The 18249-nt window shown below is 43.1% G+C and carries 16 protein-coding genes; 8 read left to right on the top strand and 8 right to left on the bottom strand.

From position 1 onward, the window contains the following. Window positions 1-280: 280 nt before the first annotated feature. The gene (locus tag AC1DFM_RS32080) at window positions 281-1147 is read right to left on the bottom strand and encodes a creatininase family protein (protein ID WP_477080868.1); all 867 of its coding nucleotides are present in this window, start codon (window positions 1145-1147) and stop codon (window positions 281-283) included. Window positions 1148-1262: 115 nt separating this feature from the next. Between AC1DFM_RS32080 and AC1DFM_RS32075 the strand changes: the two genes are divergently transcribed. Next, complete coding sequence (locus AC1DFM_RS32075) at window positions 1263-2168, top strand: LysR family transcriptional regulator (protein WP_477080867.1); 906 nt, start codon at window positions 1263-1265, stop codon at window positions 2166-2168. Window positions 2169-2188: 20 nt separating this feature from the next. On the opposite strand, the gene sigJ is transcribed toward AC1DFM_RS32075, so the two are convergent. The 5 genes from sigJ to AC1DFM_RS32050 form a co-directional block, all read right to left on the bottom strand. After that, window positions 2189-3046: an RNA polymerase sigma factor SigJ gene (gene sigJ, locus AC1DFM_RS32070; protein ID WP_477080935.1), complete on the bottom strand. Its 858-nt coding sequence runs from the start codon at window positions 3044-3046 to the stop codon at window positions 2189-2191. Next, window positions 3046-3621 (bottom strand): carboxymuconolactone decarboxylase family protein, encoded by a 576-nt coding sequence (locus AC1DFM_RS32065; RefSeq protein ID WP_477080866.1) that lies wholly within the window; start codon window positions 3619-3621, stop codon window positions 3046-3048. The genes sigJ and AC1DFM_RS32065 overlap by 1 nt, the downstream gene beginning before the upstream one ends. Before the next feature lie 130 nt (window positions 3622-3751). Continuing rightward, window positions 3752-5170 carry a carboxylesterase family protein gene (locus AC1DFM_RS32060; RefSeq protein ID WP_477080865.1) on the bottom strand — a complete coding sequence of 473 codons (1419 nt, stop codon included), beginning with the start codon at window positions 5168-5170 and terminating at the stop codon, window positions 3752-3754. A gap of 86 nt (window positions 5171-5256) precedes the next feature. Further along, window positions 5257-5964 (bottom strand): LytR/AlgR family response regulator transcription factor, encoded by a 708-nt coding sequence (locus tag AC1DFM_RS32055; RefSeq protein ID WP_477080864.1) that lies wholly within the window; start codon window positions 5962-5964, stop codon window positions 5257-5259. After that, window positions 5961-6992, bottom strand: coding sequence for a sensor histidine kinase (locus AC1DFM_RS32050; protein WP_477080863.1), 1032 nt, complete (start codon window positions 6990-6992; stop codon window positions 5961-5963). Before AC1DFM_RS32050 ends, AC1DFM_RS32055 begins: the two co-directional genes overlap by 4 nt. A 160-nt stretch (window positions 6993-7152) precedes the next feature. Between AC1DFM_RS32050 and AC1DFM_RS32045 the strand changes: the two genes are divergently transcribed. The 6 genes from AC1DFM_RS32045 (at window position 7153) to AC1DFM_RS32020 (ending at window position 14473) form a co-directional block, all read left to right on the top strand. Then, window positions 7153-8064 (top strand): ATP-binding cassette domain-containing protein, encoded by a 912-nt coding sequence (locus tag AC1DFM_RS32045; protein WP_477080862.1) that lies wholly within the window; start codon window positions 7153-7155, stop codon window positions 8062-8064. After that, window positions 8064-8855, top strand: coding sequence for an ABC transporter permease (locus AC1DFM_RS32040; protein ID WP_477080861.1), 792 nt, complete (start codon window positions 8064-8066; stop codon window positions 8853-8855). The genes AC1DFM_RS32045 and AC1DFM_RS32040 overlap by 1 nt, the downstream gene beginning before the upstream one ends. Before the next feature lie 163 nt (window positions 8856-9018). Next, window positions 9019-9891: a helix-turn-helix domain-containing protein gene (locus AC1DFM_RS32035; protein ID WP_477080860.1), complete on the top strand. Its 873-nt coding sequence runs from the start codon at window positions 9019-9021 to the stop codon at window positions 9889-9891. A 62-nt stretch (window positions 9892-9953) separates the two neighbouring features. After that, window positions 9954-10691 carry an SDR family oxidoreductase gene (locus AC1DFM_RS32030; RefSeq protein ID WP_477080859.1) on the top strand — a complete coding sequence of 246 codons (738 nt, stop codon included), beginning with the start codon at window positions 9954-9956 and terminating at the stop codon, window positions 10689-10691. A gap of 351 nt (window positions 10692-11042) precedes the next feature. Continuing rightward, window positions 11043-11714, top strand: coding sequence for a hypothetical protein (locus tag AC1DFM_RS32025; RefSeq protein ID WP_477080858.1), 672 nt, complete (start codon window positions 11043-11045; stop codon window positions 11712-11714). A gap of 371 nt (window positions 11715-12085) precedes the next feature. Beyond that, window positions 12086-14473, top strand: coding sequence for an ABC transporter permease (locus AC1DFM_RS32020; protein WP_477080857.1), 2388 nt, complete (start codon window positions 12086-12088; stop codon window positions 14471-14473). A gap of 119 nt (window positions 14474-14592) precedes the next feature. Here the strand turns inward: AC1DFM_RS32020 and AC1DFM_RS32015 are convergent, their stop codons facing one another. Next, on the bottom strand, window positions 14593-15105 hold the full coding sequence (locus AC1DFM_RS32015; protein WP_477080856.1) for an AAA family ATPase: 513 nt from the start codon (window positions 15103-15105) through the stop codon (window positions 14593-14595). 55 nt (window positions 15106-15160) lie between these two features. Next, window positions 15161-17179, bottom strand: coding sequence for a hypothetical protein (locus AC1DFM_RS32010; protein WP_477080855.1), 2019 nt, complete (start codon window positions 17177-17179; stop codon window positions 15161-15163). Window positions 17180-17618: 439 nt separating this feature from the next. On the opposite strand from AC1DFM_RS32010, the gene AC1DFM_RS32005 reads away from it, so the two are divergent. Continuing rightward, window positions 17619-18203: an RNA polymerase sigma factor gene (locus tag AC1DFM_RS32005; protein ID WP_477080854.1), complete on the top strand. Its 585-nt coding sequence runs from the start codon at window positions 17619-17621 to the stop codon at window positions 18201-18203. The last annotated feature ends 46 nt before the right edge of the window (window positions 18204-18249 follow it).

Genomic DNA, 18249 nt, shown 5'->3' with positions numbered 1-18249 from the left:
CGTGGCGTTTAATCTGCTAAAATATAACATCCGGATTACATGTTGTTTCGGAGGTTGCAGATTCTTATCGGCACACGGCTTGAAAACTTGGCTACATTTACCTGAAGAATAATTTCATAGATCCCGATGTAAAGTGGATGGGATGACGAAAATCAAAACTATCACTGATATCATTGTAATGGAGCAGGGCTAACCTGCTCCATTTAATTTTGGTTGACATATTTATAGAGACATTGAGGTATAATTCCGTTAAGAGTAAATGTCCTCCACACTACGGATATCACTTTAGCTGATCTACCCGATCAAAAAATTCATTTTGCAATTCGAGTGTTTTTGTATCTGCCTTCACTTCATTTAATGCCTTCACAAACTGCGCTACTTCATGGTCTGTGATAAACTTTCCTAATGCCACTGTCGATTTTGAGGCGTCGCCGGCGTAGTGATTAGGATAAGATGAATACCACCATATCGGCGTGTACAATCCGGGTAAAGAAGAGCGATGCTGATTCTGACCATTTTCACCTKTTGCGCGCTGCAGGCGTATCAAATCAGGGCGATAATGCATTAAAACAGACGTTTCACTCTCCCCGCCATGGAGATCTGCTGCTATATCTGTAAGATGTCTTTTTTGATAGGCTTTGACATACTCCGAATCTACATCGGGCCGGTAAAAATACACCGCATAGTTATGCCGCTTATTCAATAAGCCCTGCATAAAAAATTCTATAAATTCCGGATTGCCGCCATGGCCGTTAAGAATGATGATCTTATCAAAACCATTGCGGGCGATCTCCTCACAGGTAGCTTCCAGGAGGTCAAGTATCAATTTATTGGGAAGGGAAAAGGTACCCGGTTGATGCCGGGCTTCGTTTATCTGGCCATAAAAATAATCGGGAAAAACAACTGCGTAGGTTGATTTTACCGCTTGCGCTGCCCATTCCCGTACATGGATCAGATCTGTGCCAATAGGCGCATGCAGCCCATGTTTTTCGAGGATACCGATCGGTAAAATACAGGTCCTGGAAGATTTTTGCAGCGCAGCAGGGAAATCGCTGGCCACCAGTTCATCCCAGCGGGCGGGTATATCCTGTGCCAATGTGTAATTAGAAAAAAGTAAGGTAATAAGGGCGAGGAGGTATCTTTTCATATCCATTTATTTGGTGAATTATTTCAGTAATGGTGATCATTTCTGCCCGTGAAATTAACCTACCTTTATCTATGAAAATAATGAATAAATTTTTAGATATCAATCTATTTAACTCATGTTAAATATCAACCTGCATCACCTCACCGTAGTCAGTGCCATTGAAAAAGAAGGCTCAATGACCCGCGCCGCAGAAAAACTGTTCATCTCTCAATCGGCCTTGAGTCATCATGTACAGGAATTGGAAAAGAAAATCGGTGCGAAAGTTTTTGACAGAAGAAATAAAAAACTATACCTCACCCCCATCGGCAGAAAGATGATTGACAGCGCGGCCGTAGTACTGGCTGAGCTGCAAAAACTGGAACAGGAAATCGAGTCGCTGAAAAATGGGGATAGCGGCACTATCAATATCAGCACAGAATGCTATACTACTTACAATTGGCTACCGAGACTCATTCAGAAATATCATCAGCGCTTTCCGCTCGTTAATGTCAACATCAAAGAGGGGGCTACGCGGGAGCCAATGTCCCATTTGCGAAACGGCACATTGGATATAGCGCTGGTAAACCGGCCTGCCAGGAAGCCGCTCGACCACACTTCTTTTAAATACACGCAGGTATTTCCCGATGAACTGGTGGTGATTGTCAGTAAAGCCAATCCATTGGCAAAACAACGCGTGATACGCCCGCAGGACTTCCGGGAACAGATATTAATCAGCTATGATGTGGATGATAAGGATAATGATTTAGTAGAAAATGTGCTGAAACCCAACAAGGCCGAACCTTCGCGGGTAATAAAAATGCCTTTAACGGAAGTCATTCTGGAAATGGTGAAATTAAATCTTGGTATTACAGTGCTGGCCAAATGGCTCACTGCACCGCTCTTAACCAGCGATTTGAAAATGCTGCCCTTCCAGGATGATTTCTCGAAAAGGTCCTGGTGCCTGGTGACGCTTCCTCATCAAAGTCGCCTGCAGAAAGACTTTATAGCGTTTATGCAGAAAGAATTCCGGAACCTCCCATAAAAGGATGACCGCCATCTAAGCTACCTTCCGAATTCCACTGGTTTATCCAATCTTGTCAGCTTTTGCGGATTCGCGATGGCGTAGATCCGGGTTATCCGCCCATTCTCCACAACAAAGCTCACTGCAGCCGCTGCGCCATTGCTTTCTATCCAGGCGCCCGGTTCACCATTCAGCCACAAGGCACTGGCAGTCAGCATCCGGTTCGGACGTGTCAGTAAATTCGCTACCCCTTCAATGCCGTGAACAGGACGAGGAGCTGCTGCGGCAAATCCACCACCATCGGCAATCAGTGTAACGTCTGGTGCCAGCACTTCCATCAGTGGCTGCAACTGCCCGGTTTGCAAGGCAGCCAGGAACCGCTCCACCACGGCCTGCTGATCGGAGCGGCTGATCGTCGCCCGTTGACGCCTGGCTGCAACATGTTCGCGTGCTCTTCGCGCAATTTGCCGGATCGTAACCGTGGACTTGCCAATGGTTTCGGAAATCTCGTCGTATGGCAGGTTGAATACCTCGCGCAGCACAAATACAGCCCGCTCTGTTGGGCCAAGTGTTTCCAGCACAATTAACATCGCCATTGAAATACTCTCCGATAATTCAAGGTCCACAGACGCATCCGGATGCGTCCGCAACGGCTCTGGCAGCCACTCGCCGACATAGTCTTCCCGACGACGCGACAACGTTCGTTTCCAGTTGAGCACCTGCCGGGTAACCATCCGAATAAGATAAGCACGCGGATTATGCACCTGCGATTGATCTACATTGACCCACCGAAGCCATGCCTCCTGCAGTATATCTTCTGCATCTGTGGCCGACCCAAGCATCTCGTAAGCGACCGTGAATAGCAGATTCCGGTGGGTAATAAATGAATCCTGGATCATCATTTCAATACTACATCGGGCTGTCCTGCCCGTTTCGTTAACGGAATTTCACAAGCGTCGGAATAGCCCTGTGAAGTAATACCATGTGCAATGTTGACCCTGGTAGACAGATTAGCAAAGCCAATAAGTGCCGTCAGCTCCACCAATGCTGCGGGCCCCAGTTGTTCCAGCAAACGTGCCGATAATTCATCGGTGACCGTTATGGGTGTGTTGGTCATTGCCTCCGCATACTCCATCACCTCCCGCTCCAACGGCGTAAATACGTTGGATGCCCTCCAACGGGGTACCTGACTGGCTTTGGTCAGGTCTAATCCCTGATGCTGCGCCTGGAAGTAGCCGATATCAAGACACCAGCTGCAGCCAACCATTGCGGCAACCGCCATGTGCGCAAACGACTTCAGTTGTTCGTCGCATACATTCCACTCACCCACCTTCCGCCCCATCTCCAGACTAGCGGTAGCTACTTTAGGGTTGTGCCATACCACCTCAACTGGCTCAGGAACAGCGCCTAATTGCTTAACCATGGATTCCCGCAGCTCTGCCGGGAGTACTACTTTTGAAATACGTAATGCCATAATGAATATCCTCCTGATTTTTTTGTTCAAACATCAAGACACCAGGCGATATGCAAATGTGACATCTTACCATTACTGAATGTAAAAAAAGAAGAGGGCTATAGAAAGAAAGCATTGCGGTAAATTATTTTTAATCATTCTTCTGCTGTGCAAACAGCCAGTCCCATAAGCCGGCTGTTGTCTCCACCTGATAACCGATATTATGGCCTTCATTAGCGAACTCCGTATATCTGGGGTTGCCTCCTGCTTTCCTGATCGCATTAATCATATCCCGTGATCCGCTTACTGGCACATTCCTGTCTTTTTCTCCGTGAAAAGCCCATATTGCCACATGCGCAGCCCTGAACGCGAGCTGCGGATTTCCACCACCACAAATGGGAATGGCTGCTGCAAACAAATCCGGACGAGTGCATACAAAATTCCAGGCGCCATACCCTCCCCTGGAAATACCTGTTACATAACGCCTCCTTGGATCGATGTTAAATTGCTTGTCAAGAGATTCAATGGTTTCGTATACAAGTACGTCTGCAGACGGATAATTKGGAATGCCACCCCATCCTGAGCCTGCCGGGCAATTAGGCACCAACAAAAAAGCAGGATACTTCTTCCTGTTATCATTGCTGGACAATAACAGCGCAGCGGCAGCTCCCTCTATTTGCCGGATGGTATCCGTTCCTGGTTGCCCACCATAAGGAAGGGAAACGACCAGTGGATATCTGACTGCAGTATCATAATTAAGTGGCTTTAACAGGCGATACCGCAGCGTATCTCCTTTACTATTTATAAATATTCTGGCTTCAAACAATTCAGCTAACTCCTGGGTTCTCTTAAAATTTTGATGATCCCAGTACACCGACTTACTGGCTGATCCCAACAGTACAGCTCCAAGGGGAAACACAATTAAGCCGGCTATGACTGCGGTAATTGTCAATGTCCTTTCTTTTAGGCCCGGTGTTAATAACACCGGACCTTCTTCCTTCAACGTCTTCCGTTCCCTCAAAAAATGGACGGCAAAGCACACAGGTATCAGCACACTCAGCAGGAAAGCCAATTTATCTATATTTCCCGCAACGCTAACACTCAGATAGTTGTGCGTGTATAGCCCCCACAAAATAACCAGGACAAGTCCATTCCCAATCATTAAAATACCCGCTGCCTTCAGCCATAATTGCTTTCTGACCGCTGAGAACAGGAAACTAAGCCCATATACCACACTAACGGCTGTTAACACGTAATACAACGGTAAAACAATAGACATGAAACTGCCTGAAACGAGCGCCACATAGACAACAATAGCATAAAAAAGACTCAAAACAGCAAATGCAATTCCAGTGTAAAATGGTAACCAGTACTGCTGTTTATAATAGTAACTCAGCAACAGCACCGCCTGAATAAATAAAATAACATTGGTTACCAGCAGCCAATATCTAAATACCTCCTGTGTAAATATCTGATCGCCAATCATAAAACGGGTAATCCCCAGTACGATTGCTATTAACGCAGTAAGTAATAAGAAATAGATGAGCAAATCATAGCGTTTCTTAGACATAGTGGCGATGCTTTTATAAAAATGGGTTCAACAGGCAGACAAATATACAACGGAATATTTCTATCCGGTGGTCAATTCCACGTTTGCTACAGACCCAGTTTTTTCATCATGGCCTCCCTGTAATTGTTGCCGATTGGTATTTCATTCTTTTCAACAAAAATCCTGTTGCCTTCAATATAACTGACCTGTGCTTTATTAATAATAAACGACCTGTGAACCCTTATAAATGAAGCAGCAGGCAGCAATTCCTCCAGATTTGAAAACGGCATATTGGGTAAAAACCGGCCCGATCTTGTAACAAGGGTGCTATAGTTGCCGCTTGCTTCAGCATATAAAATCTCTTCATACCGTATCTTGAATATTTTACCATCGGCCTTGATAAATATATAATCGGCTTCCCGGCTATCGATGGAAGGATCTGTTCCATTACGTGTATTCATCTGGCTTAAAACACGATCTACGCCAATCAGAAAACGTTCAAATGAAAATGGCTTTAATAAATAGTCGCTGACGGCCAGCTCAAAGGCTTTCACGGCATACTCACTATAGGCGGTTGTGAAAACGATAAATGGCGGATTTTTCAAGGTGCCCAGAAAGCGAAGTCCATCCAGCTGCGGCATTTCTATATCCAGGAAAATAAGATCTACGGAGTTGTTTTGTAAAAAGGCCCACGCATCTATTGCATTTTCCATTACGCCGGCTATATGCAAATTAGGCAACTGGCCACAGTAGTTGATCAGTATATTTCTGGCAATAGGCTCGTCTTCTACAATCAAACATTCAATAATTCTCATTTCGTTTTAAGTTTAAGTTTTACATGATAGTAGTTATCGGCCGTATATTGCTCCAGCCGGTAATCCTTTCCAAACAAGCCATCGAGGCGTTTGATAGTGGTAGAAAGACCAATCCCTGACGATGAAGAACGTTCATCGGGGAACAAGTTATTGCCAATGGAATTGGAGATGGAGAAGTGGAGGTATTCATCGATCATCTCTGTAAATACATTAATAACAATATCGTTGTGGATTGTTTTTTTTGCATGCTTGACCGCATTTTCCACAAAGGTGATCAGGATCATCGGCGGAATACGTAATTCGTCCGCATCTACCTGGGAGATGTTCTCTGTAATGCGCATTTTCTTCCCCAACCTTATCTGCTCAAATTCTATATAACACATGATATAATTTAATTCATCTTTCAAAAAAACATATGGCTGGCTGGTTTCATAAAGTGAATACCGGAGCAGGTTAGATAGCTTCAGTAACAGGTCTGGCAACTTTTCATGTTCGTAAAGAGATAGCCCATACAAATTATTCAGTGTATTGAAAAGAAAATGAGGGCGTAACTGTGATAACAATAAGTTTAATTCACTTTCTTTTTGTCGTTGTGCAGTTTCCGCAGCATTGATCCTTTGAACAATGCTTGCCCTGGTAAAAGTGAGAAATATGCCAAGAATAATCAGGCCAAGGGTAAGCGGGAAATTAAACGACAGATAAAGCCGCAATGACCTGGGCGGCCCAATTCTCAGATACTCGTTGCCAGCTGAGGCTACTACAGTCATCGCTATCGTAATCACGGCTACCTGCAGGAAGAAGGGAAGAAATTGATTGTCTGCCAGCAATCTCCTCGCACACCACCTGCCCAGATAAATACATAAGAGGTCAAAGAGGCCTATCGTCACCACATTAAAGACTAGTTTCAAAGGACGGCCTGTGAATAGCAGCATGACGAAGAAAAAGAGACAAAAGGAGGTGCAGAATGCAATATGTGTAGCTGTTCTACTCTCGAACAGCCTTGTTATCATTTTTTGGATCTGATTCATGAATGGCGAAATAATACAAGGCAGATGATAAAATAACAAAACTCATGTCAAAAATTTTGACCTCAAAAAAAATAAGTTCAACACAATTTTGGCTGAGTTGGACAAAATTTATTTCCCGGAAAATGAGCTTTGCATTCCTTTGACTAAAATTAGGATAATGATGGGAAAGTTTATTATCGAAACTAATAATTTAAGTTTTGGCTATGATAAGAAGGCCCCTGTATTTGATAAGATCAACCTGCAAGTAGAGGCTTCGGCTATTTATGGTTTTGTAGGGCCTAACGGCTCCGGAAAAACCACCCTGATCAGGCTTTTGCTTGGATTGTTGCCACATCAAACAGGGCAGATCACGCTATTCGGGAAGCCTTTGGCCAGTAACAGGATGGATATTCTGTCAAAGCTGGGTTGTTTGGTAGAACAGCCCTCCTTGTATGAAAACCTGACGGGGCGGGATAATCTCCGTATCACCTGCCTGATAAGAGGACTTCCCAACAGTAGGATCGATACCGTACTCAAAATGGTAGGCCTTACGAATGCTGCCAACAAGCGTGTTGATGCCTATTCCCTTGGAATGAAGCAGCGCCTTGGCCTTGCAGTGGCATTGCTTCCGGAACCAGCGCTGTTAGTCCTCGATGAGCCGGTGAACGGCCTTGACCCCACGGGAATTATTGAGATCAGGGAGTTGTTGCTCCACCTCAACAAAGAATATGGAACAACGATATTCCTTTCGAGCCACCTGTTGTCGGAGCTGGAAAAGCTTGTTACCCATATCGGAGTACTGCGAAAAGGCGAACTGGTGTTCCAGGGTAGCGCTGTAGAACTGGAAGCGATACAGCGTCAGCAGTCCTTTGTAGTGATTGATACCAGTAATAACCAGGAGTGCTTTTTATTGCTGAAAACTGATCAACCGGCGATCTCTTTAAAAGGCGACAGGGTGATAGTGCCTTACCGGGACAAAACGGAAGTCAACGAACTATGCAAAACGATCATGCTGGCAGGTTTAAGCCTATACGAGGTAAAGGTGGTGCATCATGATTTAGAAGATGTATTTATGAAATTAACAAGTAACTAATGACTAGATTCTGGCCTTCATTCTTAACAGAGATCATAAAGATCAAAAATTCATCTGCCAAATGGCTGATTTTGGTGGGCGCTTCTCTAATGCCTGCATTTGTAGCTTTCGTTGCGCTGACTAAATGGAAGCAGCTTGTACAAGGTATCCATGATAATCCATGGGCATTTTTTTCAGAGATGTCATGGAAGGGAATGGCTTTCTTTTACTCCGTTTTTTTTATCGTGCTGTTGATTTGTTTGTATTTTAATATTGAATATAAAAACAACACCTGGAAGCATGTATTTACGTTACCCATTAAAAAAGGACAGGTATATATAAACAAGCTCCTGGCGGTGCTCCTGTTCGTGATTTGCTATTACTTGCTGTTTATTCCTTTCTGGATCATCTTTGGCTATTTACTTGGCGCCATCAGGCCTCAGCTGCAACTTATTACGCATACGCCTGATATGGAATTGTTACTCCTGAATTGTTTTCATTCACTTATTGCTTCACTGAGTATTATAGCCATACACATCTGGCTCAGCATACGATTTAAAAATATGATCATTCCCATTGGGGTTGCTGTTTTTGGTTCCGTTGTGATGGTCGCACTTTTTCAGGGCAGTGCGGAGGAAGTGAAATATTTCCCGTATGCTTATCACTATTTGTCTATTACGAGACCTTACTTTTTTCATGAAGCAAAATGGGGACCATTGCCGGAGCATGAATGGTATAGTATCGGGTTCTTTATTGTGTTTACTATATTGGGATATTGGGACTTCACCAGGAAGTTTTCCTGGAACCGGTAATGGGGTCCCTCTTCTCCAAAGCATTACTGGTCTTAGCTTGTAAGCAAATCAGCTGATTATAAGCAAAAAATGCTAACTTCAATGATCACTAACCAGTTATTGTCCAAATAACCGGTTAGTGATCATTGCATCGCAGCACCGTACAAACTTTTGAGCAAATAATATGGAGGAACAAAAAGGGAAACAGGAGGACTTACCGCATGATGAGCTGGGAATAAAGATTCGCTCAAACGACAATCCTTATCTGTCAGCAGACATGCAACAAAAGATGCTGCAACCCCGCAGATTATCTTCCTATTTTATTGTATTCATTGAAAGTGGTTCAATTACCTATAATTTAGACTTACAAGACTTTACGCTGACTGACGGGCACCTGCTTTTTGCAATGCCAAATCAAATTTTCACGCCACCGGTTAAAACAGACGATCTTAAATATTTCAAGGTGCTGTTTGATGAAAACACATTGGCATTGTTGCCGCAACCATTTCCTTTTTTGGTCAACCCTTTAAGCGCACCAGTCATCATTTTAGACAGTGCCGCAAAAGAAAGAGTCGTAAAGGTTTTCGGCATTCTAAATCAGCTACTTTACACAGATAAACAGGAGGCCGACACTGAAATAATATTAGCTTATCTGAACTCATTGCTATCAGAATTAAACAGCGCTTATTTCAAAAACAGAGAACCCGCCAATACGCTAAACGCCAATCTTTCGAAGTTTATTGAATTCAAATTAGTGGTGGAAACGTCTCTTACAGAGCAGCCTTCTATCAACGCCATTGCAGAAAAACTAGCTTTATCTACCAACAGCTTATATCGGATCGTAAAAGAATATGCCGGCACATCGCCTAAAGATTATTTTATTGGCCGTTTGATGGCGGAAGCGCAGCGGAAACTACGTTATTCTAATACTTCTATCAAAGAACTGGCCTATGAACTAGGCTTTAATGACCCCGATTATTTTTCAAGGCTCTTCAAAAAAAGCACCGGAAAGAGTGCAAGTGATTTTTTGCCCAGGCAAGATTTGTCGGGGAAATAAATTGAATTGTCCATTCCCGCTACTTTTCGGCCGGCTACTTTTGCTTCATAAAATTCATACACATGAAATTTGCATTAGTAACAGGCGCCAACAAAAGCATTGGCTTTGAAGTTGCGCAGCAACTTGCTCAAAAAGGGGTTTATGTTTATCTCGGCAGCCGTAATCCGGAAAATGGTGCGGAAGCCATTGCTACATTAAAGGCGAAGGGATTAAATAATGTGGAAGTTATTCAGCTCGACATTACAGATGACGAATCCGTATCTAAAGCCCGCAAAGTAATAGGGGAAAAAACAAAAGTATTAGATATACTTATTAATAACGCGGGTATCTATGGTGGTTACCCTCAAACGGCACTGGACGCCACTGTTGAACAGTTTAAGGCCGCCTATGATGCAAATGTTTACGGCGTAGTACGGGTTACACAGGCATTTATTGATTTATTGAGAAAGTCGTCCGCACCCCGTATTGTAAATGTAAGTTCCAGCCAGGGATCAATTACCCTGCACAGCGACCCAACATATAAATACTACGACTACAAAGGCGCTGTGTATCTTTCTTCAAAATCAGCCATGAATATGTACACGGTTGTTCTGGCATACGAATTAAAAGATACCAATTTCAAGGTAAATGCTGTTTGCCCCGGATATACGAAAACAGATTTCAATGGGCATCGCGGGCCAGGAAGTGTTGATGATGCCGGAAAACGGATCGTAAAATATGCGCTAATCGACAATGATGGTCCAACAGGTAAATTTTTTAGTGAGGAAAATAATCCGGAAACAGGTGAAATACCCTGGTAACGACCCCTCAACCCAAATAAAACCAGGTAAGCAAAATAGGCTCAAACAACAAAACCGCTGCTACAGCGAATTTTGTTGTTTTCGTGAAAGATACAGTACAAAATCTGTCTCTTTTCTTGGTAGATTTAAAGTTGTTGGCTAACTTATAGCAGGAAAATTTAATTTTCAATTTTCCTGCTGACTAACCTGAAAAGAGGAAACTTATCACCCAAGAGCAACATCACGTCGAATAACAGCAAAATCCAGCGCCAATAGTTTTTTTGTTTTCCTGAACCCTCTAATCCTCAGAGTTAACCTTTTTACTTAACCTCATGAATCATGTTTTCACCACATTCACTCAACCCTTCCCTTATGCATTTAAAGTTGCTGACTTTATCGATCCTATTACTCATCATCACCGAAAAAGTATATTCCCAATCTCCCACTCCGCCGGCCCAGGAAAAGGTTTTGCTGCAGATGGACTTCGATGATCCCGCTAATCCAATGGTACCCAATATCATTCATGGTGATACCGCCTCTGCGATCGTGAAGAGCGGACACTACGTCCTGGATGCCCAAAAGGCCAATCGCTTCTGGGCGCTGAGATTGGGAACACCTGCTGAAGTGGTGTCTACCTGCAATATCCTGGAAATGAAAATGAAAGTAGTGGCAGATTCTCCACAGGCCAGATACGGGATCTTGTGGCACACCGTCCAACAAGCACCTAAGATCTTCAATGAATTTACCTTTTGGGTGTATTCAACAGGCGAATATGTCATATTTGCCAAGGCGAATGACTCCGTTTATGCGATCTCTGAATTCACAAAATGCGCTTGCATAAATAAGGGCACGTCGGCATATAACACTTTGCGCATCGAAGAAATACGTGCCGGGGAGTATCGGTTTTTCATCAATGGTCAAATGGTATACCAGRCAGCACTGATAGTCCCCCGATTTACTACCTTTGGTTTTTATACAGATGCCCATACGGCATTGTATGTTGACTATGTAAAATTTGCTGCCCAGGCCGATCCGCATAAATAAAGCAATACTGATAAGAACAGGTTATCAATTACTTCGACATTTGTATTAATAGCAGAACGTGATACCTGCTTTCCGCTGATATCACGTTCTGCTCTAAAAATGCGGGCATGTGAAATTTAAATGTACCTTACGGCAATTGGGATACAAATAATTGGAATATAAAACCGGACACTCGTGTCCGTATCCGTACATCCCTGTCATAAAGACCATTATATAACTGATACAAACATAGCCACCACAGCAGACAAAGGAATATCCACCAAGGTGGTATGGTAGTTGTCGGTGACTGCCCATGCGCCAACGATGTCTTTTTCAAGAGCTCCTATAGCGCCATCATTTTAACAGCTTGAAAGTACTTTTAAATTAACCTTATGTTCTCAAACTATTTGAAGATCGCTTTCCGTGTTCTTTGGCGCAATAAGATTTATGTGGTCCTCAACATTGTAGGCTTAGGTTTTGCCATTGCCTGTTGTATATTGTCGTATCTCAACTACAGCTATAGAAAGGACTTCGACAAAAATCACGATCATACCCAAAATATTTACCGCCTAAATAGTATCCGCGAAGTAGATGGGAATAAACAGTCCTGGGCCGTAGTACCCTTACCATTAGCGGAAGTAATGGAGAAGGAAAGCGCCGGTGCTGAACGAATTGCGCGACTTAGCAACACTTCAGTAGTCGTAAAAGTTGGGGAGCATACGTTCGATGAGCAAATGCATTACGCAGACAAGACCCTCTTTGATTTTTTTAATTTCCCGCTAAAATATGGTAACCTGGCTGGATTTGATCAATCGAATCAGGTGGTCATCAGTGAAACTTTTGCGGATAAATACTTTCCAAAACAGGTGCCCGTAGGTCAATCCCTGACACTCATTGCGCCAGGAGGCAGGCGGGAGATTTATACCGTTTCCGCAGTAACGAAGCAAATACCGGCTAATTCAAGCATTCAATTCGATATCATTACTTCTTTCAAAAACAGCCATATACCAGGACGGCCCTCCCCTGAGGATTGGGCAAATCCAGCGCTCATTACAACATTTGTTGAATTAAAGAACGCGAATACCTCCCGCTTTGTAACCACCAACCTAAACCCTTATGCAGCGCTTCATAATCGTAACCGTAGCGAATGGCAGATAGACGGGTTTACGCTCCAACCCTTTTCTTCTCTGGCGGTCAGCTCGGATATTGATATGCCAGGATACGTGTACGGCAGTCAGTTGACCACTAATCCCCGTGGCGTACTCGTTATTGTGCCCGCGATTATGTCCCTGTTTATCTTACTGATTACTTGTTTTAATTTCACCAATATTTCCATTGCTTTTGCCAGTAACCGGTTAAAGGAGATCGGTATCAGAAAGGTAATGGGAGGTTACAAACGTCAGTTAATCTGGCAGTTTCTCACGGAGAATATTGTACTCTGTCTGTTAGCAGCCATTATTGCGTTGTTGTTTGTCCACTTACTGTTGCCTACCCTTAACATGCTTACCGGCATTGACCTTTCCCCAGACTATGGCAGGAATTATATGCTTTGGTTATTTCTGTTATGCCTGCCAGCTGTCAGCGCCATCTTTTCTGGTCTATATCCGGCAGTTTATGTGAGTTCCTTTCAGCCGTTGCTAATTCTTAAAGGCAAAACGGCGCTTGGCGCTTCCAGTCGATTTACCCGTTTTCTGATGACTTCACAATTTAGCTTATCGTGCTTCTCACTGGTAGTAGGCATTGTGATGTATCAGCATACTTCATTTCAAAAGAAAGCCGATTTTGGTTATGCTATCAATGAGGTAGCAGTAGTAGAAATCAACACACCCCAGGAGTACCGCATTTTTAGCCAGGCTGTTCAGCAAAACCCGGAAATTAAAAGCGTAGCGGGAAGTGTTCAACAAATTGGTGATGGTAGCTATACCCAAACTGCCAAAACTGAAAACAGCGAAATACAAACACAGGTGGCAAGGGTTGGCGGTGAATCCTACCTCAATAGTATGGGGGTTCGTTTAGTCCAGGGACGTCATTTTTACAATTCCAGCGCCGATGCGGATATGTCGGTTTTAGTCAATCAAACATTTTTGCAACGCTTGCAAATCAAACAGCCCATTGGTCAACAAGTAACCCTCGATAGTACACGTTACACAATTGTGGGTGTAGTAAACGATTACAAAGAGTATGGCCTCCATGAAATTGTACCACCTTGTGTGTTACGCATGGCGATGCCGGATGATTATAAGTATATGGTTGTTCGCGCTGACAAAGATAAATTAACGCAAGTAGTCAAATCCTTACAATCCACCTGGCATCAACTGATACCCGATGTTCCCTACAGAKGCTACTTACAATCAGATTTAATTGAAAAGGAAATCCGTATGACGAAAGCATTCAAATCAATTGCATTTTTCTTAGCTATTATTACTTTGCTTTTATCCGCATCCGGTTTGTTCGCACAAATTTCTTTGAATATAGATAAGAGAAGCAAAGAAATCGGTATCCGCAAAGTACTCGGCGCATCTATACTGCAAATCATTGCCTTGGTTAACCGGGAGTTCATGCGGATTCTTCTTATTGCTTTCGTAATCGGGTCAACCCTGGGCTATCTGTTCACCAGCAAATTTATCTTCCAGGTTATTTATCAATATCATCCTGCTGCCGGACCAGCGCCTTACATCGGTACGTTCCTGATAGTGCTGGTTTGTTGCAGTGTGATCATCGGAACGAGAGTATTCAATGCAGCCAAGGCAAATCCAATTGATAGATTACGTTCAGAATAATCCCTCATTCAGGAAAATTCAATAACACAACAAATGCTGCTTTCTACCAGCATTTGTTGTGTTATTATTTTATGATACATGAAAGTAAATGAACGGTATGATCGGCATTGGCACAATAGCTATGATGAAATCGCAGCGAGTACCTGGTCTCTGCGATTCAATGATGTACCACTCACTTCAATTGCTGCTATCCCAAAATCCGCTATCCAATCATGGAGTAAATCATTCACCTGGCTTCTAAGTTTTGGCAGATCCGCCTGATGACCCGGTATCAGGTCTGGCTCCTCAATAGGCACAAACACCAATAGGTCAATTTCTGCCATTACTGTTTGCGCTGTTTCAAATAGCGATTGAATATTTCTGCGTGGATCAAGCGCATGCAGATAGGCTAAGAGGTCAATGACACATCTGTCAAAGATTACATTATTTCCGCTTTGGGAAACCAGTTTGGCTGAATAATTAAACTGTTCAATGAAATCATCGCCAGTAGGGCTTTCTGAAAATTCATACCCCGATAATTCCAGCTGATAGTATGGTTCTATTTCAAGTGTGTACCCGGGAAGGCTCTCCAGCAGTTCTTCTGCCAATGTGGTTTTACCCACCTTGTGAGCGCCGCATATCGCAATTCTCATATTTCAGTTCGATTTGTGGAATATGCTAAAATAAAACAAGTTCGCAAATCTAACCTTATAAAACGTTACCTCCTTTTAGCATTTCGGGAGTACTCCATTTACCGGATACATCTACCCGGTATAATTTCCAGGTATTCGCGTCCACCTGCTCCAGGTGAAAATGGTTTGATTCCTCGCGCATTTCCTTCTTCAGCCTATGACTAAAAACATTGGCTTTCCGGGCATTTTCCCATGCGCGAAAGGTTTGAAAGAATTGCGTTTTATCTTTGCAATTCTCTACAGTGGCTTCCGTTAAGCCAAGCATATACATGGCATTCCAGCCAATAGCCCTGGATTGCAGAATGTCTGCCTGCCTGAACGTCCAACTGGATTGAAAATCCTGAATACCAAAGGTACAAGGAAGGTAGTTACTCAAACTAAGATTACGAATATCCTTCCCTTCTATTCCCCACTTATCTGTAACCGGATTAAACATGTTACTATTCCCGCCAACGTTGTTGGTACTCATATATAACCAACTTCCTTCGGATATTCCTGAACCCATCACCCGAAGATACTTCCCACCCAAAGCCGTATAGGTATCAAATAGTCTTCTGAAAAATCTTTTAAATGAATAGGTGCCCTGCGCCTGGTAAGCGCAGCTCTCTAAGCCGTCGAAGTCAATATAATTCATACCTCCGTCAATCAACCATTGCGCATAGTATTCCGCATATTTATCCTGCAAATAAATATTGGGCGCAAATCCACGGTAACAATTGGGCTGCAATTTATCAACCCGGTCTCCTGCTAAATGAGACGCAGCAACGGTATTATAATGTCCACGCTTTACATGTTTCAAAGTATAAGGAGGAACTGCCGTTACCCCATTATACTCAATCAGTTCTTTCCCTAATTTAAGTACATTGGTATGGTTGCCTTCCCATCCGCCATATTCATTTAAAAAGGTGGTATCAGTAACATAAATAACGGTATCTGTTGCAGAAATATGCTTAGCGATAGTGGTGGAATAAAGTACTACCAAGCTATCGCTGGGTACCGGTGATACATCACTATTGTGTGGCTGCAAAAATTCGCACAAGGTATGTAGTCCATAAGCAATATCATACTTATTGGTTTGTTGGGTATATTCTGCAATGGATATATTCCCATGTTTGAAATTGACTTTTTTATCTCCCCATCGGTTTGCCGGATTGGGATAATACTCACCCAAACCTTCGTCCTGTACTGCATGAACACCAAGCTGCCGGGCATAACTGATCAGACTATCATGTACGCCTGACCAGGCAATATCTGTTTTAAAAGTGGCCGGATCTCTGATCCATTTACCTTCATTTGTTTTAATATGAGGCAATTTCTCATTGATCACCACTTTCTCTATTAAGGGAAGTGTCACCGAATCCGGGCAACCAAACATGGCAATGGAAGACCCTATTAAATCAACATCAATTGAATCCACCCATTGATGCCGGGGTAAATTCATCTTTTCGTATCCCGGTAGCAAGGTGATAAAATCCAAATGCCTTTTCCTCCGGTCCCGGGCGTGCATGGTAACGCTGGAGCCAAAAGAGGGTTCCAATTGCGCTGCGATACCACCGTTAATTTTAAAATACTCTTCCGGTTGTGACGACATATCCACATCACTTATTCCATCTCCTCCATAACGAAAACGTTGCCCTTCTTTAAGATGTGAGGGAAGTGGATGATTTACCGGATCACTCGAATGAACATAGTAATATCCCTGCGCCAAATCGCCATCACAGGGCAAACCTCCGGTAGTGTTTTCATCCAGGGAAAAAATGCCGAAGGCGAAATCCTGATTATGAACAACCCCAATTTCGTCACCAATATATTGAGAGATGTTTGTTTTGTATGGTCCCCATACAACGTTGTCGATGTTATTACGGGGTTTAAGCGACACCAACTCAAAGCGCAGGTAATCACCCTTAGATTCGGTTTTAAGCGTAGCTACTGAGCCATTGGGATAATTCAGTATGATGGTATTCCCGCTTGCCCGGGCTGCCACCGGCAACAAGTAATGGCCTCCTTTTTCCAAAGCCATTAATGCGGACGACATATTAGGAGGACAATATTCCTGTTTTGTTTGATGATGTCTGATACTGGTAATAAAACCTTTGTTATTAACTATAATGGAGCAATACCTGGTAGAAAACCGGAGATTTTGCCCACTTACATGTTGTGAATAGAGCAATACTAAAAAAAGGAGCGCGCAGTGACGCAGCCATGAATACTTTTTAATTTTAGATACCATGCAATTTATTTTCACATTTGATGTTTGGTAATGCTCTTCTTTCACAATGCAACATAATTGCTCTACTTCACATAAAAGTAGCAGTACTATTCATCACCCACCACCGCTTTTTTGCCCTATTCCACTTCTTTTTTTGCTATCCCTCATTTCATTGACAAAATAATAGCCATCAACAAATCCCCCAGCATTTTTCAAAAAGAAATCAGAGAATGATTAAATTGCTGGCGATCTAATACCGGGGATATTGCGTGGTACCAACTTTCATATTAAAGAAGAAATATTAATCAGGATATCGGAGGGAGATGAAGATGCTTTTCGCGAACTGTTTTATTGCGTACTTCCCTGGTTGACTCCTTTTATAAGGAGTATGGCTAAATCAGCTGAAGGCACACAGGAAATTGTTCAGGAAACATTTATCAGGATTTGGATGAGTCGTGATAAATTACCAGGCTTACTGGAGCCTGGGGCCTGGATGATACGAGTAGCCACCAATGAATGCTTTACCTATTTTAATAAACAGGCTGCCAGCCGCAAAATGACTAACCTGCAGGATGACACCATCGATGCGGTGGCCAATGTGGGTGAAGATCGGCTACAGGTAAAGGAAACCCAGCTATTGATACAACAAGCCGTGAATAAGTTGTCGCCTCAGCGAAAGAAAATTTATCAGATGAGCAGGGAACAAGGCTTGAAGACAGCGGAAATAGCCGAACAACTCCATTGCTCCCACAGTTACGTTAAAAATACCCTCAGTGCAGCCCTCGGTTATATCCGCGAGTATCTTATTGCCGCCGGGAAAATAATTCCTCTTTTATTTTTACTACATTAAAATATTGATAATAAACAAGTTACACTTATTCGGATATTTATTTTAA

Source organism: Chitinophaga sp. 05T412, from assembly GCF_056396465.1.
The sequence above is the reverse complement of the archived record's forward strand: the minus strand, read 5'-3'. Positions and strand labels throughout refer to the sequence as shown.

What these genes read in the sequence shown, in the direction of transcription:
- AC1DFM_RS32040 (WP_477080861.1), top strand. Translation starts at nt 8,064, where the DNA reads ATGACTAGATTCTGGCCTTCATTCTTAACAGAGATCATAAAGATCAAA.
- AC1DFM_RS32050 (WP_477080863.1), bottom strand. Translation starts at nt 6,992, where the DNA reads ATGAATCAGATCCAAAAAATGATAACAAGGCTGTTCGAGAGTAGAACA.
- AC1DFM_RS32065 (WP_477080866.1), bottom strand. Translation starts at nt 3,621, where the DNA reads ATGGCATTACGTATTTCAAAAGTAGTACTCCCGGCAGAGCTGCGGGAA.
- AC1DFM_RS32015 (WP_477080856.1), bottom strand. Translation starts at nt 15,105, where the DNA reads ATGAGAATTGCGATATGCGGCGCTCACAAGGTGGGTAAAACCACATTG.
- AC1DFM_RS32075 (WP_477080867.1), top strand. Translation starts at nt 1,263, where the DNA reads ATGTTAAATATCAACCTGCATCACCTCACCGTAGTCAGTGCCATTGAA.
- AC1DFM_RS32045 (WP_477080862.1), top strand. Translation starts at nt 7,153, where the DNA reads ATGGGAAAGTTTATTATCGAAACTAATAATTTAAGTTTTGGCTATGAT.
- sigJ (WP_477080935.1), bottom strand. Translation starts at nt 3,046, where the DNA reads ATGATCCAGGATTCATTTATTACCCACCGGAATCTGCTATTCACGGTC.
- AC1DFM_RS32030 (WP_477080859.1), top strand. Translation starts at nt 9,954, where the DNA reads ATGAAATTTGCATTAGTAACAGGCGCCAACAAAAGCATTGGCTTTGAA.
- AC1DFM_RS32010 (WP_477080855.1), bottom strand. Translation starts at nt 17,179, where the DNA reads ATGTCGTCCGCATTAATGGCTTTGGAAAAAGGAGGCCATTACTTGTTG.
- AC1DFM_RS32055 (WP_477080864.1), bottom strand. Translation starts at nt 5,964, where the DNA reads ATGAGAATTATTGAATGTTTGATTGTAGAAGACGAGCCTATTGCCAGA.
- AC1DFM_RS32035 (WP_477080860.1), top strand. Translation starts at nt 9,019, where the DNA reads ATGGAGGAACAAAAAGGGAAACAGGAGGACTTACCGCATGATGAGCTG.